23 protein-coding genes are annotated in these 24,828 nt (G+C 63.9%); 6 read left to right on the top strand and 17 right to left on the bottom strand.

Going from position 1 to position 24,828, the window contains the following annotated elements; translation table 11 throughout:
• Nucleotides 1-9 precede the first annotated feature (9 nt).
• Complete coding sequence (locus JQ587_RS12120) at nucleotides 10-219, bottom strand: hypothetical protein (RefSeq protein ID WP_212425438.1); 210 nt, start codon at nucleotides 217-219, stop codon at nucleotides 10-12.
• A 229-nt stretch (nucleotides 220-448) separates the two neighbouring features.
• Between JQ587_RS12120 and JQ587_RS12115 the strand changes: the two genes are divergently transcribed.
• From JQ587_RS12115 to JQ587_RS12105, 3 genes are all read left to right on the top strand, one after another.
• Entirely contained in the window at nucleotides 449-3,136 is a 2,688-nt protein-coding gene (locus tag JQ587_RS12115; protein WP_212425437.1) for a flavin-containing monooxygenase, read from the top strand.
• A gap of 125 nt (nucleotides 3,137-3,261) precedes the next feature.
• A complete protein-coding gene (locus JQ587_RS12110; RefSeq protein WP_212425436.1) occupies nucleotides 3,262-3,525 on the top strand; it encodes a hypothetical protein in 264 nt (87 codons plus the stop codon).
• Between the two features lie 132 nt (nucleotides 3,526-3,657).
• A complete protein-coding gene (locus JQ587_RS12105) occupies nucleotides 3,658-3,963 on the top strand; it encodes a hypothetical protein (RefSeq protein WP_212298789.1) in 306 nt (101 codons plus the stop codon).
• A gap of 34 nt (nucleotides 3,964-3,997) precedes the next feature.
• Here the strand turns inward: JQ587_RS12105 and JQ587_RS12100 are convergent, their stop codons facing one another.
• From JQ587_RS12100 to JQ587_RS12065, 8 genes are all read right to left on the bottom strand, one after another.
• Nucleotides 3,998-4,150 carry a hypothetical protein gene (locus JQ587_RS12100; protein ID WP_212298790.1) on the bottom strand — a complete coding sequence of 51 codons (153 nt, stop codon included), beginning with the start codon at nucleotides 4,148-4,150 and terminating at the stop codon, nucleotides 3,998-4,000.
• A gap of 78 nt (nucleotides 4,151-4,228) precedes the next feature.
• On the bottom strand, nucleotides 4,229-4,759 hold the full coding sequence (locus tag JQ587_RS12095; RefSeq protein ID WP_212425435.1) for a septal ring lytic transglycosylase RlpA family protein: 531 nt from the start codon (nucleotides 4,757-4,759) through the stop codon (nucleotides 4,229-4,231).
• A 152-nt stretch (nucleotides 4,760-4,911) separates the two neighbouring features.
• Entirely contained in the window at nucleotides 4,912-5,076 is a 165-nt protein-coding gene (locus tag JQ587_RS12090; RefSeq protein WP_212298792.1) for a hypothetical protein, read from the bottom strand.
• A 168-nt stretch (nucleotides 5,077-5,244) separates the two neighbouring features.
• Nucleotides 5,245-7,764 (bottom strand): M56 family metallopeptidase, encoded by a 2,520-nt coding sequence (locus JQ587_RS12085; protein ID WP_212298793.1) that lies wholly within the window; start codon nucleotides 7,762-7,764, stop codon nucleotides 5,245-5,247.
• On the bottom strand, nucleotides 7,761-8,153 hold the full coding sequence (locus JQ587_RS12080; RefSeq protein WP_148753097.1) for a BlaI/MecI/CopY family transcriptional regulator: 393 nt from the start codon (nucleotides 8,151-8,153) through the stop codon (nucleotides 7,761-7,763). The genes JQ587_RS12085 and JQ587_RS12080 overlap by 4 nt, the downstream gene beginning before the upstream one ends.
• A 378-nt stretch (nucleotides 8,154-8,531) precedes the next feature.
• Complete coding sequence (locus tag JQ587_RS12075; RefSeq protein WP_212425434.1) at nucleotides 8,532-10,184, bottom strand: NAD-dependent malic enzyme; 1,653 nt, start codon at nucleotides 10,182-10,184, stop codon at nucleotides 8,532-8,534.
• Nucleotides 10,185-10,528: 344 nt separating this feature from the next.
• Nucleotides 10,529-11,527, bottom strand: a complete 999-nt coding sequence (locus JQ587_RS12070) for a tripartite tricarboxylate transporter substrate-binding protein (RefSeq protein ID WP_212425433.1) — start codon at nucleotides 11,525-11,527, stop codon at nucleotides 10,529-10,531.
• A gap of 102 nt (nucleotides 11,528-11,629) precedes the next feature.
• Nucleotides 11,630-13,960, bottom strand: a complete 2,331-nt coding sequence (locus JQ587_RS12065; protein WP_212425432.1) for a mechanosensitive ion channel domain-containing protein — start codon at nucleotides 13,958-13,960, stop codon at nucleotides 11,630-11,632.
• A gap of 568 nt (nucleotides 13,961-14,528) precedes the next feature.
• Here JQ587_RS12065 and JQ587_RS12060 point away from each other — a divergent pair.
• Nucleotides 14,529-15,500, top strand: a complete 972-nt coding sequence (locus JQ587_RS12060; RefSeq protein WP_212425431.1) for an ABC transporter substrate-binding protein — start codon at nucleotides 14,529-14,531, stop codon at nucleotides 15,498-15,500.
• Nucleotides 15,501-15,602: 102 nt separating this feature from the next.
• Nucleotides 15,603-16,493: an MBL fold metallo-hydrolase gene (locus JQ587_RS12055; protein WP_212425430.1), complete on the top strand. Its 891-nt coding sequence runs from the start codon at nucleotides 15,603-15,605 to the stop codon at nucleotides 16,491-16,493.
• 243 nt (nucleotides 16,494-16,736) lie between these two features.
• On the opposite strand, the gene JQ587_RS12050 is transcribed toward JQ587_RS12055, so the two are convergent.
• From JQ587_RS12050 to JQ587_RS12015, 8 genes are all read right to left on the bottom strand, one after another.
• The gene (locus tag JQ587_RS12050) at nucleotides 16,737-17,696 is read right to left on the bottom strand and encodes a polyphosphate kinase 2 family protein (protein WP_212425429.1); all 960 of its coding nucleotides are present in this window, start codon (nucleotides 17,694-17,696) and stop codon (nucleotides 16,737-16,739) included.
• Nucleotides 17,656-18,669 (bottom strand): branched-chain amino acid ABC transporter permease, encoded by a 1,014-nt coding sequence (locus JQ587_RS12045; RefSeq protein WP_212425428.1) that lies wholly within the window; start codon nucleotides 18,667-18,669, stop codon nucleotides 17,656-17,658. Before JQ587_RS12045 ends, JQ587_RS12050 begins: the two co-directional genes overlap by 41 nt.
• Nucleotides 18,666-19,547 carry a branched-chain amino acid ABC transporter permease gene (locus JQ587_RS12040; RefSeq protein ID WP_212298801.1) on the bottom strand — a complete coding sequence of 294 codons (882 nt, stop codon included), beginning with the start codon at nucleotides 19,545-19,547 and terminating at the stop codon, nucleotides 18,666-18,668. Before JQ587_RS12040 ends, JQ587_RS12045 begins: the two co-directional genes overlap by 4 nt.
• Nucleotides 19,548-19,554: 7 nt before the next feature.
• On the bottom strand, nucleotides 19,555-20,259 hold the full coding sequence (locus tag JQ587_RS12035; RefSeq protein ID WP_212425427.1) for an ABC transporter ATP-binding protein: 705 nt from the start codon (nucleotides 20,257-20,259) through the stop codon (nucleotides 19,555-19,557).
• Nucleotides 20,259-21,029 (bottom strand): ABC transporter ATP-binding protein, encoded by a 771-nt coding sequence (locus JQ587_RS12030; RefSeq protein WP_212298803.1) that lies wholly within the window; start codon nucleotides 21,027-21,029, stop codon nucleotides 20,259-20,261. Before JQ587_RS12030 ends, JQ587_RS12035 begins: the two co-directional genes overlap by 1 nt.
• Nucleotides 21,030-21,045: 16 nt before the next feature.
• Entirely contained in the window at nucleotides 21,046-22,380 is a 1,335-nt protein-coding gene (locus JQ587_RS12025) for an ABC transporter substrate-binding protein (protein ID WP_212425426.1), read from the bottom strand.
• Between the two features lie 91 nt (nucleotides 22,381-22,471).
• Nucleotides 22,472-23,176 carry an NUDIX hydrolase gene (locus tag JQ587_RS12020; protein ID WP_212298805.1) on the bottom strand — a complete coding sequence of 235 codons (705 nt, stop codon included), beginning with the start codon at nucleotides 23,174-23,176 and terminating at the stop codon, nucleotides 22,472-22,474.
• Nucleotides 23,177-23,205: 29 nt separating this feature from the next.
• The gene (locus JQ587_RS12015) at nucleotides 23,206-24,231 is read right to left on the bottom strand and encodes an ABC transporter substrate-binding protein (RefSeq protein ID WP_212425425.1); all 1,026 of its coding nucleotides are present in this window, start codon (nucleotides 24,229-24,231) and stop codon (nucleotides 23,206-23,208) included.
• A gap of 139 nt (nucleotides 24,232-24,370) precedes the next feature.
• Between JQ587_RS12015 and JQ587_RS12010 the strand changes: the two genes are divergently transcribed.
• Nucleotides 24,371-24,820 (top strand): cupin domain-containing protein, encoded by a 450-nt coding sequence (locus tag JQ587_RS12010; RefSeq protein WP_212425424.1) that lies wholly within the window; start codon nucleotides 24,371-24,373, stop codon nucleotides 24,818-24,820.
• Nucleotides 24,821-24,828 lie beyond the last annotated feature (8 nt).

Raw genomic sequence — 24,828 nt, 5'->3', positions numbered from 1 at the left:
GATGCCAAGTTAATTGCCCTTGGCTATGATCTCCGCCAGCGCACGTCGCGCGATGATGCCGAGCTCGCCGAGCGTGGAGTGGCCGGACTGTGCGGCCTCGATCAGACGCTCGGCGATGAACTTGCGGCTGTCGTGATCGCCGCCATGCGGCAATTGGCGACACGTCTCCTCCAGGACGACGTCCATGTTGGCTTTGGTTCGCTCGCTCAACTCGGTCATGGCGCCCTGGGTACGCGTGGCTTGTAACCGCAAGCATACACAGCCGGATCGGGCATGATTACCCCGGGCAATCACGGCCATTGTGCGTCGCGATGCGTGCATTGAAGTAACGTTCGCGCCGCCACGATGACGCCGCAAACGGACTACCGAAGATTGCACCTGCTCTGATGACAAGCCGAGCCTGCAGGGCTAGCCTGCCGGCAAAACAAAATGACACGGGAGGAATACCATGCCGGACGCAATGGTCGCCGCACGTGACTCCAAGGCGGCGAGTGGAACACCCCAGCAGGTCGATGTCGCCGTGGTCGGCGCCGGATTTGCCGGCCTCTACCTTCTCCATCGCTTGCGCAAGGCGGGCCTGTCGGCCGTCGGGCTCGAAGAGGCCGGCGACGTCGGCGGCACCTGGTACTGGAACCGCTATCCCGGCGCGCGCTGCGATATCCAGACCATCGACTACAGCTACACGTTCGATCCGGAACTCGACAAGGCCTGGACCTGGTCGGAGAAATACGCAACGCAGCCCGAGATCCTGCGCTATCTCGGCTTCGTCGCGGATCGCTACGATCTGCGCCGTGACATCCGCTTCAAGACCAAGGTCACCGAAGCCAAATGGGACGAGACGACCGAGCGCTGGCAGCTCACCACTGATAATGGCGCACCGGTCTCCTGCCGCCATTACATCATGGCCACCGGCTGTCTCTCCGCGCCAAAGCCGCCCGAAATCGACGGTGTCAAGGATTTCAAGGGCGAGGTCTATTTCACCGGGCGCTGGCCGCATGACGGCGTCAACCTCGCGGGAAAACGCGTCGCCGTGATCGGGACAGGCTCGTCAGGCATCCAGTCGATCCCGCTGATCGCCGAGCAGGCCGCGCATCTCACCGTGTTCCAGCGCACGCCGAATTTCGCGCTGCCCGCGCATAACGGTCCCGCGCCGGCCGATCGCCGGGACCTGTTCCAGAGCGATCGCGCGGCCTATCGTGAGCAGGCGCGCCAGTCGATGGCCGGCGTGCCCTATCCGCAGCAAACCGTCGTGAGCTGGCAGCTCGGCGATGCCGAGCGTCGTGAGCGGTTTGAACGTGCCTGGGCGGCGGGCGATCTCGTCCACATCCTGACGCAGCTTTGGGCCGACCAGGCCGTCGATGTCGACGGCAACAAGATCGTCCAGGACCTCATTCGCGAGAAGATCTCGGCGGCCGTGAAGGATCCGGAGACGGCGGCAGCGTTGATGCCGCACGATCATCCGTTCGGGGCGAAGCGTCCCTGCCTCGACACCAATTACTACGCGACCTACAACCGCCCGAACGTCACGCTGGTCAACCTGCGGCAGGAGCCGATCAAGGCGATCACCGCAGGCGGCATCACGACGGCTAAGCGCAGCATCGACGTCGACGTCATCGTGTTCGCGACCGGCTTCGACGCCATGACCGGCGCGATCCGCGCCGTGCATCCGATCACCGGCCGGAGCGGCAAGTCGCTCACCGATGTCTGGGCGCAGGGGCCGCAGAGCTATCTCGGCCTCACGGTCGAGGGCTTCCCGAACTTCTTCATGATCACCGGACCCGGCAGCCCGTCGGTGCTGTCGAACATGGCGGTGTCGATCGAGCAGCATGTCGACTGGGTCGTCGACCGCCTCGCTGAGTTGCGCGATGCCGGCTTCACCACGATCGAGCCGACCTCAACGGCGCAGGCCGGCTGGGGCCGGCACATGGCCGACTGCTCGATGCTGACGCTGCACCGGCTCGCCAACACCTGGTACACGGGCGCCAACGTGCCGGGCAAGGTGCAGGGCCTGATGCCCTATACCGGCGGCGTCGGTCCCTATCGCAGCATCTGCGACGAGGTCACGAGCCGCGGCATGCTCGGCTTCAAGCTGACGGGCCCGAACGTTGCCGCGCAATGCAATGACGGCGAGGTGGTGAGGCTGCAGCCGGACGTGCGGCTGGTGCTCAACCTGCTGGCCTCGTTGAACCTGCCGCCGATCGAGTCGATGGGCGCGGCCGGCGCGCGCGCCTTCGTCAACGAGTTCAACAAGGGCCGGCCTGCGGGACGGCTGATTGGCGACATCGTCGACGGCACCCTGCCCGGCGCCGGCGGTCCGCTGCCCTATCGCGTCTACAAGCCGTCAACGCCGGGGCCGCATCAGACGGTCGTCTATTTCCACGGCGGCGGCTGGGTGCTCGGCGACGAGCAGTCGGACGAACCGTTCTGCCGCGACATGGTGCGGCGGACCGGCATGATGTTCATCAGCGTCGGCTATCGCCACGCGCCGGAGCATCGCTTCCCCACCGCGGCCGAGGACGGCTATGCGGCGACGCGCTGGATCTCGGAGCATCTGGCGGAGCTCGGCGGCAAGCCGGGCCCGGTGATGGTCGCGGGGTGGAGCGCCGGAGGCAACATCGCCGCCGTCACCTGCCAGCTCGCGCGCGACCGCGGCGGGCCCGAGATCGCCGGCCAGCTGCTGGTGTGCCCGGTCACCGATTGCACCTTGGATCGGCCCTCCTACAACGACAATGCGATCGGCTACTTCCTGACGCGGTCGCTGATGTACTGGTTCTGGGACCTCTACTGCTCGCCGGCCGACCGCACCGATCCGCGCGTCTCGCCGCTGCGCGGTAACGTCGCCGGCCTGCCGCCGGCGTTCGTCGTCACCTGCGAGTTCGATCCGCTGCGCGATGAGGGCGTCGCCTATGCGGAAGCGATGGCCGCCACGGGCGTTCCGGTCGAGCAGTTGAAGGCGCACGGCCATTTCCACTCGTCCTTTGTGATGGTCGACGTGGTGATCACCGGCGTTCAGGGCCGGATGCAGATGGCCGAGGCCCTGCGGCGCTTTGCCGGCCTTCCGCCGGAGGTCAGTCGCGACGAGACCAGCCAGGGCCATGCGAGCCCAGGGCACAGGATCGCAGCCGCCGCGAGTTAAGCGTCGGCCGGGAACTTTTTCCCGGCCGCCGCGTTGTCGCGGCGTGGCTTTGAGATGCAGCGATGGGTATGGCCCTGGCACGCAGGCTTTGCGTGCCAGGGTTCTTTTTGCGTGAGGCGGGAACGATGGGAGACGCATCAAAGGTCGATTTCAGCGCGCCCGCCGTGCTGCAGAAATGGCCGTCACTCGGAAATCAGCGCCGGCCGGACCGCGAGCCCTATCAAGTGAGCGAGGGCACGCTCGATGCCTGCATTTCGGCTTTCATGGAGAAGCCCGCGCCGACCCGGCATCTCTATGAAATCCGCACGGCGGCGCAGCCGCCGCTGGTCACCGACATCCTCTCGCCCGAGCACGTCATCGAGCTGGCGCGCTTGAGAGAATTTCTCTGACTGTAGGCGGACACCGCCGCACGCCACCGACAAACGTCTTAAGCGCTTCCTGTGATCTGGCCAGGAACCTTCTTCCGGTTTTTCCCGTTAATGCGGATCGGAAGATCGTAAGCAAAGACGTGAGCAACTCACATGCTTGAAGCTGGCGTACCATCCGCGGTCGTGCCCTACGGCGCCGACCAGACCCTGTTCGTGGTGATCGATCGCCTCGACGAGGCAACCGAAATTCGCGTCGAGCGAAGCGATCTCGACACCGCGATCGGCGAGCTCGTCGCCGGCTGCTTCAACGATCCGATCAAGGTGATCTCGTTCAACACGCTCGAGCACTGGATGAAGGACATCTCGACCGATGTTGCCGATGAAATCCAGGCCCGCTGCGATATCGACGGCGTGACGCTGCCCGACTATCTCAGCGATTTCGTCGAGAGCCACAGCTGATCGGGTCGTCGCGACCCGAGCAAAGATGACGGCATTAGCCGCGCCGCCTGCCGGCGATGACCTCGATCTCGCGGCGGCGTTCGCCGGCGAAGGTCAGGAGCTTTTCGATCGTCGGCGTATCCGTGATCCGTTTGGCAAGACGCTCGGCGCGCGCAGCCTGATCTTCGAGATACTGGATCGTGTTCAAGCGCCGTCTCCCCCAAAGCGGCGAATTGCCGGGCACCCATGGTGCGGGAGAGCCGCTAACAGCCGGTTAAGCCGCGCTCTATTGAACGACGTCGAGCCGGACATTGGCGAGGCCCTTGTCGACCATGCCGAGCGCCTCGGCCGCGGACGGCGAGATGTCGACCACACGACCGCGAACGAAGGGCCCGCGATCGTTGACCCTGACGGTCACGAAGCGGCCGGAGGACACGTCGGTGACGCGCAGCCTGGTGCCGAACGGCAGCGTCGGATGAGCTGCGGTCAATTCGTTCTTGTCGAACCTCTCGCCGCTCGCGGTCTCGATGTCCGAGTAGAAGCTCGCCACGCCATGCGAGGCGGTCGGCTTGGCGCTCGCTGTATCGCTGGACCGGTGCGGCCTGAAGATCGGATGCGGATGCAGCGCCGCAACCTTGACCTTATGCGGGCGCTCGATCTCGGCCTGCTTTGTGGCTGGAGCCAGATCGGCCCTCTGCCGGCCCACCGGCGATTGCGCACACGCCGCAAGCAATGCGGCGCCGACGACGGCGAGCAGCAACCGAGACGAGGTTGCCAGCGAAATCCGGGACGTTTCGGCACGTGCAATGCAAGACATGATGCGCCCTCCGAACACGCCTGAGTTTCGGTGGGCAATCGGGGCAGAACCTTGGCTGAACAAAAGCGGCCTTGCGGCCACCATCGTTTCGCGCCGGCTGTGATGAATCCACCACAGTCAGATGTCCTGAATCGACACAAAACAGCGAAAAATCAGCCCGATACGACGCGCCAGATCATCGGACCGGTCTCCGGCCGCGCCTCGCCGGCCTCGGCGTCGCCCTTGATGAGCCGCATCAACTCACGCCGATAGAGCAGCCGCCAGCCGGTCTTCAGGCTGGCGAGAAAGTCGAGCTCCCGTTGCGTCAGCGTGCACATCTTGAACCCGATCCGACTGGAAGGGCCGCGCGAACTTTCCGGGCCCAGGGCCGCACTGAACGATTGCGTCAGGTTACTTCGCGTAGTGTTACACAACGTAACGCTTGCGACGAGCTGACGCAAGCCGGGATTGGCGGCATCGCGGCCCTATCCCGACTCGCCGCCCATCTAGAAATTCGGTCCGAGCGCGATCTTGGTGATCGTCCCGTTTCTGACGCCGATGCGCCATTCCGCCGAACCGTTGGCGAACTGGGCGACATAGATGTCGCTGTCGAGTGCGGTGACGCCGCGGAACGAGACCGCGCGTAGCGCGCCGAGCCGCGCCAGGATGGCCTGATCGAACGGAAGCTGCTGACGCGCGATGTTGGCGACCTCGGCCGTCATGTGGTCGTAATCGGGTTGCCCCTTGCCGATACCCTCGATGTAGTGCCGCAGCATCGCCTCGCCATTGGCGATCGGAACGGCCCGGCGCGCGGCGCGCCCCGGCCGGGCAACGAGGTTCGAGGCCTCGACGTTGTGGAAGCGGGTCTGGCGCCCCGGCACCACGATCTCCATGCACTTCCCGGACTTGTCGGCAATCACCCAGGGACTGTTCACGGTGGTCAGCGCGACCCAACTCATGTCTGACCTGACGACGCTCTGCGCCTTGCGCTGGCCGGCCCCGTCGAGATTGAAGACCTGAATGTCGTCCTCGGTCTCGTTGTAGAGCATGATCCTGATCGGCGAGGTGCCGGCGCGGCCGCGCACGCTCGCTTCCTCCGAGCAGGAGACGACGCCGCCGAGTTCGTCATTGCCGTCGGGTCGGAAGATCACGTCGCCGGCCTTGCCGTCGGGCTCGAGCAGCAGGCGGAATTCCGCCGTGCCGTTCTCGAACTTGGCGCCGTAGATGTCATAGCCGCCGGGCCCGACGCCGCGGAAAAAGATCGACTCGACCGCGCCGAGCGCTGCAAACGTCGCGCGCAATTCGTCGAGGCGACGGTGGATGTTGGCGGCGAGCGGCGCGCTCATGCGATCATAGTTCGGCGTGCCGCGACGCATATCCTCGATTCCCGTCAGAATCATCTCCTTGCTGCCCGCAGCCGGGACCTGCTCCCTGAACCGATCGGGGACTTCCGCCAGGCGCCGGGCGAAGTCGGCCTCGATCGCCTGGGCCTGCGCCGCATCAATCCGCTGCGCCAGGCGAGCGCCGGATGTCGCGTTCTGGAGCAGCACACGCGAGACGCTGGCCTGCTCGTCGCGCAGGAAGATCAGGAGATGATCGCCGCGGACGGAGAAGGCATCGTTGCCCTCGGCAAGGACCGGCGATCGCCCCCGCCCGGTCTCCTGCACCTGCAAGCGATCGCCGTCGCGCCGCACCGTGAGCACGCGGTTCGGCGCGACCCTGTACCAGCCGACATAGTGATCGAGCGCGACCGGATCCGTGGCCGGCGTCGGCATCTCGGCGACGCGAACAGCACGGACATCGCGGCCGTTCATGTGCAGTATCAACTCGGACGAGCGACGTTCCGCGTCGATCGGGAACGTGATCTCGCCGAACGACGCCGCGTAGGACGCCGTGCCGTCGCTCGCGACGGTCATCCGCAGCCTGCGCTGTCCGGTGAGTTGTCCGTAGAGCTCGTCGCCCTCGCGGAAGATGGCGAACACCGACGTCGGACCCATGGCGTAGAAATTGACGAACGGATGGTAGTGCTCGGCAGGCACTTGGCCGAGATCTGCACCGGCAGGCACGGGATCCGGCGTGCGATAGGCGATCATGCCCGCCGACACGATCACCACAGGCGCGATCGCGGCCGCGATCCACAGCCGCTTGCGCCAGCCGACCGCCACGGGCATGGCGGCGGCCGTGATGATGCGCTCGACCCGCGCGCGCACGGTCGAAACCTGCGCCATCGCAAGCTCCATCGGCCGCGGCTTCACGGTAGCCGCGACGTCGAGCAGGATCTCGGCATAGGACAGCCGGTCGTCGATCATCTCGATTGCGCGGGCGTCGCTGATGATCTCGGCGAGCTCCGCAAGACGCGCAAACTGCCACCAGGCGAACGGGCTGAACCAGAACACGACGCGGTTGAGCGAGGCAAGCAGGAGGACGTAGAAATCGCCATTGGCGACATGCGCGCCCTCATGCGCGAGCACCGCGAGCCGCTTCTTCGCATCCCAGCAGAAAAACTGCGGCGGCACCAGGATGATCGAGCCGAAAGTGACGGGACCGCCGACGTCGCGGCTGACTCGCACATCGGCATCGATCATCTCACGGCTCTTCACCGGCTTCGCCGCGCGCGCCAGGCGCCAGGTCAGGCAGAGGCCGATCGCCAGCCGCATCAGCAGCAGGCCGGCGACGCAGGCATAGACGGTGGTGGCGACCATCCACCAGTCGATCGAGACACCGTGCTTCACGATCGGCGCGATGGCGGCACCAGGCGCGATCGGCAGGGATGGCTGCGGCCGGTCCAGCATCGGGACGTCGGCCGGCCAGACGTCATCGGCTGCCGGCACGGACAAAGGCAACCGGTGGATGGTGAGCGTCGGCCAATGCATCACGAACGGCATCGCCAGCGACGCCAGCAGCACGACGATCCACGCCGTCATGTGGACGTGCGGATTGCGCACGCGCAACAAAGTGAGACCGAACCAGACGACGCCTCCCAGCGCGAAGGAGCGTAACGCCGCCTCAGCCAGAGCTGCGATCATTCTTTTTTCACTCCCCTCGCCTTCTTCGCCTTGGCCACCTGGTCGGCCAGCGCACGCAATTGCTGCTGGTCGAGCATCGCATTGTCCACCATGCCGACGAGGACCTCCTCCATCGAGCCGTTGCAGAACCAGTCGACGATGCGCTGCACCGCCTTGGCGGCAACGCGGGCGCGCTCTTCCGCAGCGTGGTAGACGTAGGTACGCCCATCCACGGTGTGGCGAGCATAGCCCTTTTCCTCCAGCCGGCGCAGCACCGTCCGCACCGTCGATTCCTTCAGACGCCGCGACAGACGCTCGCGCACGATTTCGGCCGTCACCGGCCCGTGGGCCCATACCAATTGCATGACCTCGTGCTCGAGGTCGCCCAGGTCGGGCAAACGATCGTCCATGGTGACTTACCTAGCGTCTTGGGTTTCTTGTAACGTTACAGAGCGTCGCACATCAGGCAACGGCAGACAATTGCGATTCCGGCCGGAATGGTCTCGCCGTGCAGGCCTCATTGGGCGCCGCAAGTCGGACAGGCCTTCGATCTGGCGAAGAGCGTGCCTTGCCCCTCACCCGGACTGCCCCGGACGATGCTTCGCATCGCCGAGGCAATCCGACCTCTCCCCGCAGAGAGCGGGGAGAGGTTAAGAAGCGTCACCGCGAACAATCTGGTAGATCATCCAACGTCAGGAGGCGCCGCTCTCTCACTCCCTCGCCCCGTTCTGACGGGGAGAGGGTGGGGTGAGGGGCTGCCTCCGCAAGTTCGGACCGAACTGTCGACCTCAGTACTTCGGCTCGTACATGTGCGACTGGACCAGGCCCTTGACGTCGTTGGGCGCGGCTCCGCCGGCGAGCCCGCGCTGAAAGGCGACGTCTGCGACGGCGGCCGCAATGAGAGCCGAGACCTCGCGGATGCGGGGCAGCGCCGGATAGAGACTGCCTTGATCCAGGTCCTCCTTGCCGACGCAATTGGCCAGCGTATGGGCAGCCGCCATGAACATCTCGTCCGTCACGAGCCGCGAGCCGCTGGCGATGATGCCGAGGCCGACGCCGGGGAAGATGTAGGAGTTGTTGCCCTGGCGCGGCACGAAGGTCCGGCCGTTGAGCTTCACCGGATCATAGGGACTGCCGCAGGCGAACAGCGCGCGGCCCTCGGTGTAGCGATAGGCATCCTCCGCCGAGCATTCAGCCTTGGAGGTCGGGTTGGATAGCGCGAATACGATCGGCTGCTCGTTGAGCTCGGCCATCGCCTTGAGCACGTCAGGCGTGAAGGCACCGCCGACCGCGGCCACGCCGATGATCGCCGTCGGCTTGAGGGTCTTGATCGCGGTGAGGAAGTCGGCGATCGGCGCCTGATCGGAGTGGGCATAGCGGAGCTTGTGGCCGGAGAGGCCGTCGCGGCCGCTGACGACGAGGCCACGCGAATCCACCAGCCAGTTGCGTCGGAGCGCCTCGGCCTCGGTTGCGCCCTCGGCCATCATGGCGGAGACCACGAGATCGGCGATGCCGGTCGCCGCCTCGCCTGCACCGAGAAACAGGATGCGCTGGTCCCGGAGCTTGCCACCGTTCACCCGCAACGCCGAGAACAGGCCGGCGAGCGCGACCGCCGCGGTGCCCTGGATGTCGTCGTTGAAGACACAAGCTTCATCCCGGTATTTATGCAGCAGCTTGAACGCGGAATGATTGGCGAAGTCTTCGAACTGGATCAGCACACCGGGAAAGGTCTTTCGCGCGGCGGTCATGAACTCGTCGACGAAGCTGTCATAGGCTTCGCCCGTGAGCCGTCGCTCGCGCAAGCCGAGATAATAGGGATCGTTCAACAGCTCTTCATTGTTGGTACCGACATCGAGCACAACAGGCAGGCATTGCTCGGGATGCACGCCGGCGCAGGCCGAATAGAGCGACAGCTTGCCGACGGGGATACCCATGCCGTTGGCGCCGAGATCGCCGAGCCCCAGGATGCGCTCACCGTCGGTGACGACGATCAGCTTGGCCGGATAGGGCCAGTTCTTCAGGATCTCGGCGATCTGGCCGCGATCGCGCGAGGAAATGAACATGCCGCGCGGGCGCTGGAAGATCAGGCCGTATTTCTGGCAGGCGAGCCCGACCGTCGGCGTGTAGATGATCGGCTGGATCTCGTCGATATTGTCGACGACGACGCGGAAGAACAGTGCTTCGTTGCGGTCATGCAGCGCATTCAGTGCGACGTATTTTTCAAGGTCGGTCGGCAGTGCGCGCAAATTGGTCAGCACGCGATCGACCTGCGTCTCGATCGTCAGCACACAAGGCGGCAGCAGGCCTCGCAGACCGAGCGCGGCGCGCTCCGTCTCGGTGAAGGCGGTGCCCTTGTTCAGCAAGGGATCGCGCAGCAGCGTCATGCCATGCGCAGAATCGGATGATGTCGATTGGGCAACGACCCGGGCAGGTCTATTCACGAATTCCCCCAAGAGCTTCACATTGAACCGCAAACATTGTCGGTCAGCGCTCAGCTGAGATCAAGGACCGAGCGACGCGTGGGGTGATTGTGATCTCGCACCGCAGCGAGGTTTTCGCGAACGATCCGCAGCGGCGCACGACACAAAGGTTAACGCGGCCGCTCTTGCACCTCATGATGAGGGCTAGGAGCAGCCTGCGCTCCCATTAGCGTCATTCCGGGGCGCGACGAAGTCGCGAGCTACGGTGCGCAATTGCGCACCGTAGCTCGCGCTGACGCGCGCTCCGGAATGACCAGAAAACCTCACAATCCGTCAGGATGAGAAAGCAATATGCGGCGATAGCGCTATTCCGGCTTGATATCCGCAGCCTTCACAACCGGCCACCATTTCTCGGTCTCGGCCCTCTGGAAAGCGCCTAGCGCCGCAGGCGATTGTTGATCGACCGGCGGGATCTCCTGGCCCAGTTCGGCAAAGCGCCGCTTGACCGAGGGATCGGCAAGCGCCGAGACGATGGCCGCGTTGAGCTTTGTGATGATCTCCTTCGGCGTGGCCTTCGGCGCCCAGATGCCGTGCCAGTAGGAGATGTAGAGACCAGGCAGGCCGGCCTCATCGACCGTCGGAATATCGGGCGCAGACGGGAGCCGCGTCGGCGATGTCACCGCGAACGCCTTGATCGCACCATTCTTGTATTGCGGCAGCGAGTTCGAGGCCTGGTCGAACATGATGTCGATCTGTCCAGCGACGAGATCGATCATGGCGGGCCCCGCGCCGCGATAGGGCACGAACTGGAAGTCGGTGCTGGTCTTTTCCTTGAAGAAGACGCCGGCGACATGCGCTCCGGTGCCGGCGCCAGCGGTCCCCGCAGTCGCCTTGCCAGGATTGGCCTTCAGCCACGCAATCAGCTCTTTCAGGTTATTGGCCTCGAGCGACTTCCGGCCCACGATCAGCTGGGTCCCCATCGCGACCAGCGCAACCGGCTCGAAATCGGCGAGCAAATCATAGGGCAGCTTGAAGATCGCGCCGTTGAGCACATGCGTGCCCCAATGGCCGATGGTGATGGTGGTGCCGTCAGGCGTTGCGCGTGCGACGCGAGCGCCCGCGATGCTGCCGGAGGCACCGGCGACGTTCTCGACCACGATCGTCGCGTGCAGTTCGGCCGCGATCCGCTCCGACAGGATCCGCGCCAGCGTATCGGTCGGTCCGCCGGCCGCGAACGGGACCACCAAGGTCATGGGACGCGATGGGAATGGTTGAGCATGGCCGGGTGCGATCCACGCCACGCATCCGACTAACGCGTAAATGACGATCACATGACCGCGCAACGCGCCCCACAGCCCCCGCATCAGCCTCTCCCGAGCTTCTTGTCGCCCGCATGTCATCAGCGGACTGCAGGGCGAGTGAACGCTGCCGAGTGTGCGGTGGCAAGCGGTAAGTTGACCGGGTCGCTACCCGGCCGCCCGCCGCGGCGTGAGATTTGCGGCGTGATCTGCCGGCGGAGCGACATGCATCAAAATGGTCTGGGTCGCGGATGCGACCTCGATGCCGTTCTGCTGGAAGCGCTGCTTCATGCGGCGGTTGAACTCGCGCTGGACCGGCCAGCGGCCAGCCTCGGTGCAGCGGATCTGGCCGACGATCGACACCATCGCACCGTCGACCTTGTCGATGCCCCAGAGCTCGAGATCGCCTCGGATCAATGCGCGGAATTCCGTCTCGCGGCGCATCTCCTCGACGATGTCCTTGAGGATCTGGCCGGCGCGGTCGGTGTCTTCCTTGTAGGCGACGTTGACACTGACCGAGGCATTGCCGGCACCGCGGCTGGCATTGGTGATGGTCGTCACCGCGCTGAACGGCACGATGTGCACGGCGCCGTCGCCGGCGCGCAGGCGAATGGTGCGGATCGAAACATTCTCGACCACGCCCGATAGCCCCGACACGCTGACGGTGTCGCCGACCTGGACCGTGTTCTCCAGCAGCAGGAACAGGCCGGTGATGAGATCCTGCACCAGCTTCTGCGAGCCGAAGCCGATGGCGATGCCGACGATGCCGGCGCCTGCGAGCAGCGGCGCGACATTGACGCCGATTTCGCTCAGCGCCGTGAGGCCGACGACGGTCGCGATCAGGCACAGAAGTGCCGTGCGGAGCATCGGCTGGAAGGTGCGCAAGCGTGCCGCGCGGGCATAATGTCCATCGCGGGACAGCGTGTTGATCTGCCGGTCCAGGAGCGCATTGCTGGCTTCCCAGATTGCCGCCGCGATGATGACGGCGACGCCGATCGTCGCCACCGCCGACAGCAGCCTGCTGCCGATCTGGCCGCCATAGAACCAGACGATGGCATCGACGCCCCAGACCTCGAGCACGGCGACGAAGCCGACAAAGGCGATCACGCCGGACACGATCTTGCGCAGCAGCGGCAGATAGCGATTGGCGCGGATCTCCAGTCCGGGAAAGCGATGGAGGATCTCCGGCTGGATGCGGAAGCCGCGGTCGATCAGGCTCAGCGTCACCATGATGGCAACCCGCGTGACCAGCACCACCACGATGGTGCCGACGAAATATTGCAGCAGCAGCGAATAGCCATTGCGGATATTCAGCGCCCAGACCGCCCATAGCGCGAGATCGAGTGCGATGGCGAGATAATGCCAGCCGCCGGCGATGCGGTTGCGCAGTCGCGCAGCGATGCCCTGCCGGTCCGCCGGCGCGCGGATGGCATCGGCGACCTGGCGACGGCACTGCAGGATGATGACGACGACGAAGAGATGAACGACCAGCATCACCATGCGGATGAGCGCTGCGTAACCGGCGCGGTGCAGGCCGAGCAACAGCGCCACATTGGCGAAGGCGATGCCTGTCACAGCGACGCCGACGATGCGGCGCGCCCAGATCTCGACATAGGCCGCGGTCTCGGCGCGCACCGGAAACAGACCGAACGGCCCGGCCAATGCGCGGACCACACAAATGAGCCCGCGCGAGAACGCATAGGCGTTGACCACTGCGAGGATCACGAGACGAACCGTGGCGGGCTCGCCGATTTCCGTTCCGAGCAGCGCGGTCGCGAGACCAACGAAAGCGACCACCGGAAGCAGTTCGAACAGCAACCGTCCCAGTACGAAGGGCAGCCGCAGCAGCAGCTGCCAGACGCGTGCGAGGCTGTGCCGCCGCTTGTGCAATTCGGGTTCGGGGGTGACATCGGCGACCGATGAGGGCGGATCGGCAATGGGCAACGCCTGCGCCGGCAGTCGTGCGGTCTGCGGCATGCGCCCCTCGAGGAAAGCGACCGGACGCCGGATCAGACGCACAATCACCCATTCGGCCGCGAGCGCGCTACCGAACACCAGCGCCAGCTTCCAGGCGATCTCGATCAGCAGATTATAGGCGTCAGGATCATTGGCGGTCCGCACAATCCAGTAGTAGAACGCCGAAAAATGCGTGAGCGTCCGCGCCATGTCGGCGACGTCGCGCGAGATCTCGCCGATCTCCTCTGACACCGTAAGCAGAAGCTGCGCGCCGAGACCGTCAGCCGACAGCGGGATCGGTGACTTCTGTTCGGGCGCAGGCAGCTCGGGACCGGACGCATTGGCGATCGCGCGCAACGTATCGATCATCTGTCCGCGCTTCTTGTCGTCCTGAAGCGTCTCCAGCGCGCGCCTGGCTTCGTCAGGCGACAGTGTGGTCGCGTTATTGACGGCTGGCGCAGCCGGCTCGGCGCGGGCGACGGAGAGAGACGAGACGGCAAGAAAGAAGGCGGCGAGAAGCGCCGAGGCAAGCTTATGCGACACGCGGATTCCCCAAAATAAATGAAATGCGCCGGCGGAATCGTGACCGCGCGAAGCACTGCGTCATGCCGGATGGGCGTTATTCGCCCCGAGCCTGTGTCGGAAGTTTGCCAATGCGACGACATTGTCTTGGCATTTCCGCAATACAGGCATGCGTGGAACCGCTCAGGAGCTGACGGCGCAAGAGCGTGCACGCAGAAGAAGGCTTGGTTGCAGCCGGCCCAAAATGCACAGCGCCGGGCAGGTAGGGGCTATGCCTTGCTGATGCAGCCCACTAAACCTTAACCCGGCGTGCCGTTCGCGGTTTCTGCCGCTATGCGATAGTCCGAACGAACTCCATCGCACTTAACGCGGCTGGATTTGCGGAGGTGGAGTCATAGACCTCCCCTTGCTCATGAGGTGGACGCGTCGCTTGTTTGCGACCAAAGGCATGGTCCTCCCGTGACATAAGACTGTCAAGCGGGATCACGGGCGCAGTCGACAAATGTGAAGGCGGCACTTGGCACTTTGACAGGGAACCGGGGGCAACGCTAGGCTGCCCATCTATTCATTGATTGATTTTTCGGTCCCCATGCACCGGCGCGAATTCGTCGCACTCGCAATTCTCACAGCTGCTGTTCGTCCGCCTGACCTGCACGCCGAAGCGAGGCAGTATCGCATCGCGTTACTGACACTGGATTCCAGCGAACGCGCCGACCTGATCAAGGGACCTTTGCGGGATCTAGGCTACATTGAGGGTAAGAATCTCACTTTCATTCATCGCTCCGCGGACGGCGAGCCTGGACGCCTCGCTACGATCGCGGAGGAGCTCGTGCGCGACGGGCCGGACGTGCTCGTCGCAGGCTGGGGCACACTTGCACCGAAGGCGCTGAAGGCTGCCACCGACAGGATTCCGATCGTGTTCGCGACCGTCGGCGACCCGATCGGCGCCGGCCTCGTGCAAAGCCTCGCGCGTCCAGGCGGCAACCTGACGGGCATGAGTGGGCAGTCCACCGAGTTCAAGAGCAAGCAGCTCGAATTTTTGCTCGGCTGTGTCCCCGGGCAGCGCATTGTCGGTGTGCTGCTGAATCCGGACACACCGTACAGCGCGCTCTCTCTCAAGCAGCTCGAGACGGCCGCGGAGCAGCGGGGCGTCCAGCTCGAACTCCTGCAGGTCAGGCGAGCCGACCAATTCACGCCGGACCAGATGGATCGGCTCGTGCTGAGAGGCGCCACCAGTCTCATGATTGTTGAAGACCCGCTGGCAGCCACCCTCCGCGAGGCAGTCGTGGAGCAAGCGCGGCGGTTGCGTCTTCCCACCATGACGGGCTTGGCCGACTACGCCCGTTCGGGCGGGCTGCTGGCTTATGGATTCAGCCAAACGGCCAATTACCGCCGCGCTGCCGAGTTGATCGACAAGATCCTGAAAGGCGCCCGTCCGGCTGACCTGCCGGTTGAGCAGCCGACCAGGTTCGAGCTGATCGTCAACCTCAAGACGGCGAAAGCCTTCGGTATCGAATTGCCTTCGCTGATCATGGCTGCCGCCGATGAGGTCCTCGAATAGCCGAACAGCAACCTTTCGCGCTCGGAATAATCGCCATTCGCCGGCGTTTGTGCTGCTAGGGTATCCTTCTTCGTAGTCCGATCTTTCGCCGGAAAGCCACAAATGAAGAAATCAATTTGCATCGCCGTGCTCGCGGCCCTCGTCGCCGGACTTGGCTCAGTTGCCGCGCAGAGCCCACCGCAGACCTCGACCAGGAAAGTCGACGGCACCGACAACGTCTACATCTTCCGCTACGGCGGGCATCAATCGATGTTCGTGGTGACGCCAAAGGGCGTAATCGCGACCGACCCGATCTCGTATCTGCGTCCCGCCAAACCCTATATCGACGCGATCAAGGCCGTCACCGACCAGCCGATCAAATACGTCATCTACAGCCACCACCATTACGACCACATCGCCGGCGGCCAGCCGTTCAAGGATCTCGGCGCCACCTTCATCGCGCATCGCCGCACCAAGGAGCGGCTGCTCGAGCTGAAGAAGCAGAATGCGCTGCTCGCCGACGTCGTGATGCCCGACCAGGTGGTCGACGACAAGAAGACCATCACGCTCGGCGGCACCACGCTGGAGCTCGACTATGTCGGCCGCAACCATTCCGACAATTCGCTGGTGATGCGGCTGCCGAAGGAGAAGCTCGTCTTCGTGGTCGACTTTGCTCCGATCGAATCCGTCCAGTTCCGCAACATTCCCGACAATGCCTCACCGCTGGAATATATCGCCTCGCTGAAGAAGCTGGCCTCGCTCGACTGGGAGCGGATGATCCCCGGTCATCCCAATGCCGGCGGCCGGCTCGGCACCAAGAAGGATGTCCAGGACGACATCGCCTACATGGAGGATCTCTCCGCCGAAGTGAAGAAAGCGGCCGATGCCGGCAAATGCTTCGATACCGCGATGAAGGAAGTGAAGCTGCCGAAATACGAGAAATGGGCGAATTACGAGGCGAGCCTGCCCGCCAATGTCGAGCGCTTCTGCTACTGGTGGGGCCGGGGCTACTGACGCCTTGCACCGAACTCGCAGGGGGCAAAGGCGCACTTGCGCCGTGCCCACCACCTCTCTCGGGTAAAGAAGGTGGGCACGCTTCCGTCTTCGCTCTTCGAGCTACGCCGGACAAGTCGCTTTCCCCACTCTACGAGAGCTTTGTCGGGATGATGACATCATGCCCCTGTTTTGCCCGACGGGTCAAGCAAATTGCTATAAATCCGAATAACCGCACCCGACTGTTGATTCCGCTGTCGTCGGCTACTGTGCATGGGGTTGTTTTCGCGTTTTTGGTTTCGCCCGCTTCTTGTCCCCCTTCCCTTCCTTCTCCAGCGCCTTGCGCACGTCGTCGAACTCGGCCAGCGAGGCCTTGTCGGCGCGGGGAAAGCGCAGGTCCAGCTTTTCCAGCTCCGCGATGATGACGGAGCCGATCACGACGCGGGCGAACCATTTGTGGTCGGCCGGCACGACATACCAGGGCGCGTGGGGCGTCGCGGTATGGCGCACGATGTCCTGATAGACCGCCTGGTAGCGCGGCCACAGCGCGCGCTCCTTGATGTCGTCCATGGAGAATTTCCACTGCTTGGCCGGCTGCTCCAGCCGGTCGAGGAAGCGCTGACGCTGCTCCTCCTTGGAGAGATTGAGGAAGAACTTCAGCACGACGGTGCCGTTGCGGCAGAGATAGCGCTCGAAAGCGCTGATGTCCTCGAACCGCTCCTTCCAGATATTCTTGGTGACCAGCCTTGGCGGCAGCTTCTCCTTGGCAAGGAGCTCCGGATGCACGCGCGTCACCAGGCATTCCTCGTAATGGGAGCGGTTGAAGATGCCGATATGACCGCGCGCCGGCAACGCGACGACATGACGCCAGAGGAAATCGTGGTCGAGCTCTATGCTGCTCGGCGCCTTGAAAGCCGACACCTCGCAGCCCTGCGGATTGATGCCCTCGAAGATCGCCTTGATCGCACTGTCCTTGCCACCGGCATCCATGGCCTGGAACACGATCAGCACCGACCAGCGGTCCTGGGCGTAGAGCTTCTCCTGAAATTCGACGAGACGCTTCTTGTTCGCGTCCAGAATCTGCTGCGCCGTCTCCTTGTCCAGATCGCTCTTCTCGTTGGTCTTGTAATTCTTCAGGTGGAACTTGCCGGATCCGTCATGCCGGAATGGCGTGATGTAGCGGTCAAGTTCCTGGGCGAGCGATTTGGACGGCTTTTTGCTCATGAGCGCGGGGCACCTTGCGTTGCGGCTTCAATCGGTCGAGCAGGCTACCAAGGATGCCCTTGGGAAGGAATATGATGAAAAGCACCAGCAGCACGCCGTAGACGAGGTTGTCCCAGCCGACCGCCTTGGTGCCGAAGCCGATGCGCAAGGTTTCCGCGAGCAGGATGGTGATGACGGCACCAACGGTCGGGCCAAGCGAGACGAACAGGCCGCCGACGATGGCCGCGAACACCATCTGCAGCGACACCGCGATGCCGGAGACGGTGTCGGGCGTGATGAACATCTGGTACTGGCAATAGACGGCGCCCGCCAAGGCCGTCATCACGGCGCTGATCAGCGTGATCTTGAGCTTCTCCGCGGTAACATCGACGCCGGCGGCTGCGGCCGCGTCCTCGTCTTCCGAGATCGCCTCGAGCGCGTGGCGGCTCATGCTGCGATCGATCAGATGCCAGACCACGATGCCGCCGAGCCAGACCGCGAGCGCGATCAGGTACCACGTGGTCTTGTCGTCGAATTGCAGCGCCAGCAGCTTGTTGCCCGAGGCGCGGTTCGGCGTGTAGCCGAGCGAGCCTCCGGTGTAGTCGCGCGTCGCCGTGATGACCTGAAGCACGATGCCTGACAGGGCCAGCGTCACCAGCACGAAATAGTGCCCGGTGATACGGAAGCGGAAGCAGGGATAGCCGACGATCAGCGCCAGCGCGCCGGCTGCGATCATGCTGATGGGAATGCCGATCCAGGGTGACAGGCCGAGGTGATTCCACAGCAGCGCGGTGACATAGGCACCGATCCCCATAAAACCGCCATGCCCGAGCGAGACCAGGCCGAACCGCCCCATCATCGACCACGACGTGTAGGCGAACGACCAGATCAGGATCAGCACCAGAATGTGCAGATGATAGGGATCGCGATAGACGAAAGGCAGCGCGGCCAGCGCCGCCAATCCTATCCCCCATGCCATATGCCGGCCTGTCATCGGCGCCTCGCGAGCAGGCCCGCGGGCCGGATGAACATCATGACGATGAAGAAGGCGAAGGCGAGCACGTAGCCCCATTCGAGATCGGAGAACAGGCCGCCAAGCGAGATGATCTCGGCGAATACGAAGGCGGCGATGAAGCCGCCAATGAAATTGCCGAGGCCCCCGAGCACGCAGATCAGGAAGGTGATCGGCCCGAAGGAAAGACCGACAAAGGGATGCACGTCGTATTGCAGCACCAGGAGACAGGCGGCGAGCCCGGCAAGGGCGCCGCCGAGCGCGGAGGTGATGAGATAGATGCGTTTGGTGTCGACGCCCATCAGCGCCATGATCTGCCGGTCCTGCGAGATCGCGCGGATCGCGGTGCCGGTGAAGGTCCGGGTCATGAACAGATAGACCGCGACCATGCCCACCAGCGCCGCCAGGAACGACAGAAGTCGCGCGTAGCTGAAATTCATGTCGCCGAAGGCGAGCACGGGCAGGCGGATGCCGAGATTGCGGAAGTCGATGCCGAAGGCAACGGTGGCAAAGCTCTGCAGTACGAACAGCACGCCGCCGGTCGCGAGCAGCTGGTTGATCGGCGGCGCGGTGAGCAGCGGCGCGATCACGAGGTAATGCAATAGCGCGCCGAGGATCGCGACGAGCAGAATGGTCAGTGGTGCAGCGATGAAATAGCTGACGCCGTAGTACTGCACCAAGAAATACATGGCGTACATGCCGATCATCACGAGCTCGGCGTAGCAGATCCAGGTCACGTCGATGACGCCGAAGATCAAGTTCAGTCCGAGCGCGAGCAGCGCCAGCACGCCGCCGAGCAGGATGCCGTTGATCACGGCCTCCAGCAGGTAGATGTCGAAAATGTCCAGGAACGCCTGCATATGCCCCTCACACCCCGAGATACGCTTCCTTGACCGTGTCGCTCGCCAGCATCTCGGCCGAGGTGCCGGAGGCGCGGATGGTGCCGGCCTCGATCAGATAGGCCCGGTCGACCACGCGCAGCACCTGCTGCACGTTCTGCTCGACGATCAGCACCGTCAGCCCGCGGCTGCGGATCCGCTTCACCAACTCGAACACCTGCTGCACCACGACCGGCGCCAGTCCGGCCGAGGGCTCGTCGAGCAGCAGAAGCTTTGGATTCGACATCAATGCGCGGCCGATCGCGCACATCTGCTGCTCGCCGCCGGACATGGTGCCGGCCATCTGGTGGCGGCGCTCCTTCAGGCGCGGAAACAGGTCGAACACGACCTCCAGCCGTTCGGCATAGTGGGCACGCGCTTCCTTCATGAAAGCGCCCATCTTGAGATTGTCGTCGACCGAGAGCTGCGGAAACAGCCGCCGGTTCTCCGGCACATGCGCAATCCCGAGGCTGACGATCTTGTGCGATGGCGCCGTCAGGACGTCGACGCCCTCCATGGCGATCGAGCCGTGCGCGGGACGGATCAGACCGGAGATGACGCGCATCAGCGTGGTCTTACCGGCGCCGTTCGGTCCGATGACGCCGACGGCCTCACCGGCCTTGACGTCGAGATTGACCTCGAACAGCGCCTGGAAGGTGCCATAGCCGGCGTTGACCGATCTGAGCTCCAACATCATTGGCCTCCCGCGCGGCGGCGTGCTTCGGCGGCCGCAGCCTGCGTGGTCTCGGCATCGGTGCCGAGATAAACCTCGATCACGCGCGGATCGCCGGCCACCGCACTCGGCAAACCTTCCGAGATCTTCTCGCCATGGTCGAGCACCATGACGCGGTCGACGACGCGCATCAGGACGCCCATAATGTGCTCGACCCAGATGATGGTGATGCCGAGTTCGTCGCGGATATTGCGCAGCATGTCGGCCGCCTGGTCCATCTCGGACTCGTCGAGACCGCCGAGGCTTTCATCAGCAAGAAGAAGCTTGGGCGCGGTCGCGAGCGCTTTTGCCAGCTCGAGCTTCTTCAAGCCGGCCGCGCCGAGGCCATCGACACTGGCGTGGCGATCGGTCGGGAGGCCGACCATTGCGAGCGCACGTTCGGCCGCCTCCTCCGCCTTGACGCGACTATGACGGCCCTGGCCGTAGAAGCCCGCAAGCGCGACGTTCTCGAAAATGGTGAGGCGGCGGAACGGCCGCGGAATCTGGAAGGTGCGGCCGATGCCGCGGTTGATGATCCGGTGCGGCGCAAGGCCTGCGATCTCCGAGCCATCGAACAGGATCGATCCCGAGCTTGGCGCCAGCGTGCCGGAGAGCATGTTGAAGATCGTGCTCTTACCCGAGCCGTTGGGACCGATCAGGCCGAGGATCTCGCCCCGATCGACCTTGAAGGACACGTTGTTGACGGCGGTGAAGCCGCCGAACCGCTTCACCAGCCCGCTGACCTCCAGCACCGCCCCGCTCCCGTCGCTATTGGTTGCTGTAGGTGGTGCCCTTCGGCAGCGGCAGCACCGCTTCGCGCTGCGCCTGGCTCTTGGGCCACACCACCGAGGATTTGTCGTCGATGTACTGGATTACGACCGGGAACGAGCGCTCATTCTGCCCCGCCATCGGCGTGCCCTCGCCGTAGAACTTGACGCCGAAGCCGAGCATGGTGCCCCCCTCGGGGATGTCGGTGTCGAGCGCCGCCTTGCGCAACGCCTCGGGATCGACGCCGCCATACTTCTTTATCGCACGCGGCAGGACGTCATCCATGAAGACGTAGGTGTTGGACGCGCCGATACCGACATGGGCGGAGCGGATGGCGACGCCGGGCCTGATCCTGTCGAACTCCTCGCCGACCATCTTGATGACAGGCGCGAGCTTCGGATTCATGGTCTTCTGGTTGGCGAGCCAGATCGAGATCGGATCCGTGTTGAAGATGTAGTTCGCGTCGGCGCCCATCCCTTCCTTCAATTTCTCATAGACGCCGTAGCCGGCGCCATGACCGACGAGAGCCGCAAACTTCAGGCCCTGCTCGCGGGCCTGGCGCAGCAGCAGCGTGATATCAGGGTTGTAGCCGGTGTGGAAAATCACATCGGGCTTGGCCCGCTTCAGCTTGGTCACCAGCGCGGAGAGATCCGGTGCGGTGGCCGAATAGCCTTCCTTCAGCACGATGTTGAAGCCAGCCTTCCTCGCGCCGGCCTCATTGCCCTTGGAGACGTCGACGCCATAGGCGCCGTCCTCGTGGATGATGGCGACACGGAGATCCTTCGGCTCCTTGCCCAGCTTCTCTTTCGCGTTCTGCGCGATGAAATCCATCGTCATCGCGCCGAACTGGTCGCCGCTCGCCTGCGGACGGAACACGTATTTGTAGTTCTTGTCGGCAAACACGGCGGACGAGATACAGGTCGTCATCCACATGAACTTCTTGAGCTGTTCGACGCGGGCTGCGACCGGCACACATTGCGCCGAGGAGAAGAAGCCGAGCACCATGTCGACCTTCTCCTGCTCGAGCAGGCGAACGGATTCGTTGATGGCGATGTCGGGCTTACTCTGCGCATCGGCATAAACCGCCTCGACCTTGTAGCCTTCGACGCCGGTCTTGCTGAAATGATCGAGGATGATCTTGGTGCCGAGATATTCGAGCTCGGAGCCGCCGCCCGCGAGCGGGCCGGTCAGGTCGAAAATGACGCCGATCTTGATCTTCTTGTCTTGAGCTTTGTCTTGGGCCTTGTCTTGGGCATGGACCGAAACGGTCGAGCCCATCGCTGCAGTCGCGATCAACAGCCCACGTACCAATCGGGCAGCCATGCGCAGGCGCATCTAAACCTCCCTGGACGATTGTGCATTGCAGTTTTTTGTTTTGCTTTCGCCCATCACATGGGCTGGACCGCGCGATGTCAAGTCTCGCGCGTCAGCGCGAGGCGAACTGCTGCGCGATGAAGGCCGTGACAAATCGCGGCATAGTCGGCGTGAGATCATCCATTCCGCGCACGAGATGGATCGCCGAAAGCTCCGGCTCGTCCTGGCGAGCCAGATTGGCTTCGATCCGCGCGCGAGCCGCCTCACCGGGCATATCCAGGTTGAGGATCTGGATCATCGCAAGTGCGCTACCGGTGACGACGCAGTGCCAATCCGCCTCCGCGGAATAATCGACCGGCAGCAGGCCGGTCTCCTCCTCGAGCTCGCGGACAACACTGCCGGGAATGTCGAGCGCGCCGTCCCTGACATCGTCGAGGTCGGGCGTCCCCGACGCGAAGTAGATGCGTCCGGCATTGGCGGTGTGATGTGCCATCTCGCCCATCACGAAGGCGCCATCGGAGGTACGGAGCGCGCCCATGCCGAACCCATTGAACACGGCCGGATCGGGAAAGCCCCAGTCGCGCCAGGCCAGGAAGCTCGCGAAATCCGTCTCGAAATAAGTCGCAGCGAGATGACCGTCGGTGAAGACGGCATCGCGACCGAGCAGCACCCGGCCGTTCCAGATTTTCGGCCGCGCGCGCTGTTGCTCGGCGAAATGCGCCTCGATCGCCGTGCGTCGCTCCTCGGCGAACGGCCAAACGACGGGGCGCACGGCAAGGTCTAGCGTCGTAACGCGATGAATGGTCAGTGACGTCATGACGCCTGATTACCAAGTCTTCGCGTCAGTTATTTGGCGCTCCCCGTGGTCTTCTTGGCTTGGTCGACAAACTTGTTGGTAAAAGTCTTGCTGACGTCGATCTTGGCGTTCGCCACCTCGGGCGAGCCGATGCTGAACACGGCGAGCACGGCGTCGGCGCCCTTCGGATCCATCTTGCCGGTCTCGGAGAACATCGGGATCGTGTTCTTCAGCGCAGCGAGATAGAGATCCTTGTTCTTGCCCACCATCTCATCTGGCATCTTGGCCATGATATCCTCGGGCGAATGCGAATGGATCCAGGCGATCGTGGCCAGCATTGCGTTGGTCAGCGCCTGCGTTTCCTTCTCGTGTCCATTGATCCAGGCCACGGTCGAGTACAGCGCGCCACCCGGATATTCGCCGCCGAAGGTCTCGAGTGTGTCCTTCTGCGTACGGGTGTCGCTGAGGATGCGCAAATCCTTGTGGCTGCCCTGAAGCACGGTGACGGAGGGGTCGAGCATCACCGCGGCGTCGATCTGCCCCTGCTCCATCGCAGCCACCGCCGTGGCCCCGAGACCGACGCCGATCACGGCAGTGCCGGCCGGATCGAGCCCGTTCTTCTTCAGGAGATACTTCAGGAAGAAGTCGGTGGACGAGCCGGGCGCGCTGACGCCGACCTTCTTGCCGGCGAGGTCCTTGATCGACTTGATGTCGCCCGTATGCGAGGGGGCGACCACCAGCACGAGGCCGGGATAGCGGTCATAGACCACGAAAGCCTGCAGCTCCTGCTTCTTGGCGGCCAGGTTGACGCAATGGTCGAAATAGCCGGAAACCACGTCGGCGCTGCCGCCCAGCACGGCCTTGAGCGCATCCGAGCCGCCCTTGAGGTCGACCAGGTCGACATTGAGGCCGGCCTTCTCGTACTCGCCGAGCTGCTTGGCCAGCACTGTCGGCAAATAGCACAGGCAGGAGCCGCCGCCGATCGCGATCGTGACCTTGCTTTGCGCTGCGGCAAGCGAGGTGGTCAGCATCAGCGCGAGCAGCGCGCCCGCGAGCCTGGCAATCGTCTTCTTCATTGGTTTCCTCCGTTCGGCTGGCGGCACCATAGAGCAGCGGGACTGGCTTGAGAAGCACCGCTTAAGTGGCACTGGCCATTGGTCTTTCGGCGCAATAGCATGCCCACACAATAATAATCGTCGACGGGGAGGATCATCCATGAATCGCCTTGCTGCCGGGCTGTCGATCACCGCCGCCTTCGTCGCCGGATGCGGCGCGACCTATCTGCTCGGACCGGCGCTGGCCGCCGAAAGCATCACCGCGCAGATCATCCATACCGGCGAAATGGAAGGCGACGCGCTCGGCCCCGCCAACCAGGTCGGCTACCGCTCCAAGACTTTCATGACTGCCGACGGCTCGACCGTATCGATCCAGGTCGGCAATGTGCCGAAGCACCTGCATCCCAACACCAACGAGATCCAATACATCCTGGATGGCACCGGAACGATCTGGCTCGGCGACAAGGAAATAACGGTGAAGCCGGGCGACCTCGTCATCATTCCGAAGGGCACGCCGCATGGCGGCACCAAGCCGATCAGCGGCCAGGTCAAGGCGATCGCGATCAAGACCCCGCCCCAGGCGCCCGACGACGTCAAGCTGCTGGATTGAGCATTGCG

Origin of the sequence: Bradyrhizobium manausense, from assembly GCF_018130615.1 — a bacterium.
Taxonomy (GTDB): domain Bacteria; phylum Pseudomonadota; class Alphaproteobacteria; order Rhizobiales; family Xanthobacteraceae; genus Bradyrhizobium; species Bradyrhizobium manausense_A.
Note: the sequence above shows the minus strand (reverse complement) of the source record. Positions and strands in the feature narration are given on the sequence as shown.

Bases quoted from the DNA above. Each gene is read 5' to 3' on its own strand.
- JQ587_RS12120 (WP_212425438.1), bottom strand. From the start codon at position 219: ATGACCGAGTTGAGCGAGCGAACCAAAGCCAACATGGACGTCGTCCTG.
- JQ587_RS12115 (WP_212425437.1), top strand. From the start codon at position 449: ATGCCGGACGCAATGGTCGCCGCACGTGACTCCAAGGCGGCGAGTGGA.
- JQ587_RS12110 (WP_212425436.1), top strand. From the start codon at position 3,262: ATGGGAGACGCATCAAAGGTCGATTTCAGCGCGCCCGCCGTGCTGCAG.
- JQ587_RS12105 (WP_212298789.1), top strand. From the start codon at position 3,658: ATGCTTGAAGCTGGCGTACCATCCGCGGTCGTGCCCTACGGCGCCGAC.
- JQ587_RS12095 (WP_212425435.1), bottom strand. From the start codon at position 4,759: ATGTCTTGCATTGCACGTGCCGAAACGTCCCGGATTTCGCTGGCAACC.
- JQ587_RS12090 (WP_212298792.1), bottom strand. From the start codon at position 5,076: ATGTGCACGCTGACGCAACGGGAGCTCGACTTTCTCGCCAGCCTGAAG.
- JQ587_RS12085 (WP_212298793.1), bottom strand. From the start codon at position 7,764: ATGATCGCAGCTCTGGCTGAGGCGGCGTTACGCTCCTTCGCGCTGGGA.
- JQ587_RS12080 (WP_148753097.1), bottom strand. From the start codon at position 8,153: ATGGACGATCGTTTGCCCGACCTGGGCGACCTCGAGCACGAGGTCATG.
- JQ587_RS12070 (WP_212425433.1), bottom strand. From the start codon at position 11,527: ATGCGGGGGCTGTGGGGCGCGTTGCGCGGTCATGTGATCGTCATTTAC.
- JQ587_RS12060 (WP_212425431.1), top strand. From the start codon at position 14,529: ATGCACCGGCGCGAATTCGTCGCACTCGCAATTCTCACAGCTGCTGTT.
- JQ587_RS12055 (WP_212425430.1), top strand. From the start codon at position 15,603: ATGAAGAAATCAATTTGCATCGCCGTGCTCGCGGCCCTCGTCGCCGGA.
- JQ587_RS12050 (WP_212425429.1), bottom strand. From the start codon at position 17,696: ATGAGCAAAAAGCCGTCCAAATCGCTCGCCCAGGAACTTGACCGCTAC.
- JQ587_RS12045 (WP_212425428.1), bottom strand. From the start codon at position 18,669: ATGACAGGCCGGCATATGGCATGGGGGATAGGATTGGCGGCGCTGGCC.
- JQ587_RS12040 (WP_212298801.1), bottom strand. From the start codon at position 19,547: ATGCAGGCGTTCCTGGACATTTTCGACATCTACCTGCTGGAGGCCGTG.
- JQ587_RS12035 (WP_212425427.1), bottom strand. From the start codon at position 20,259: ATGTTGGAGCTCAGATCGGTCAACGCCGGCTATGGCACCTTCCAGGCG.
- JQ587_RS12025 (WP_212425426.1), bottom strand. From the start codon at position 22,380: ATGCGCCTGCGCATGGCTGCCCGATTGGTACGTGGGCTGTTGATCGCG.
- JQ587_RS12020 (WP_212298805.1), bottom strand. From the start codon at position 23,176: ATGACGTCACTGACCATTCATCGCGTTACGACGCTAGACCTTGCCGTG.
- JQ587_RS12015 (WP_212425425.1), bottom strand. From the start codon at position 24,231: ATGAAGAAGACGATTGCCAGGCTCGCGGGCGCGCTGCTCGCGCTGATG.
- JQ587_RS12010 (WP_212425424.1), top strand. From the start codon at position 24,371: ATGAATCGCCTTGCTGCCGGGCTGTCGATCACCGCCGCCTTCGTCGCC.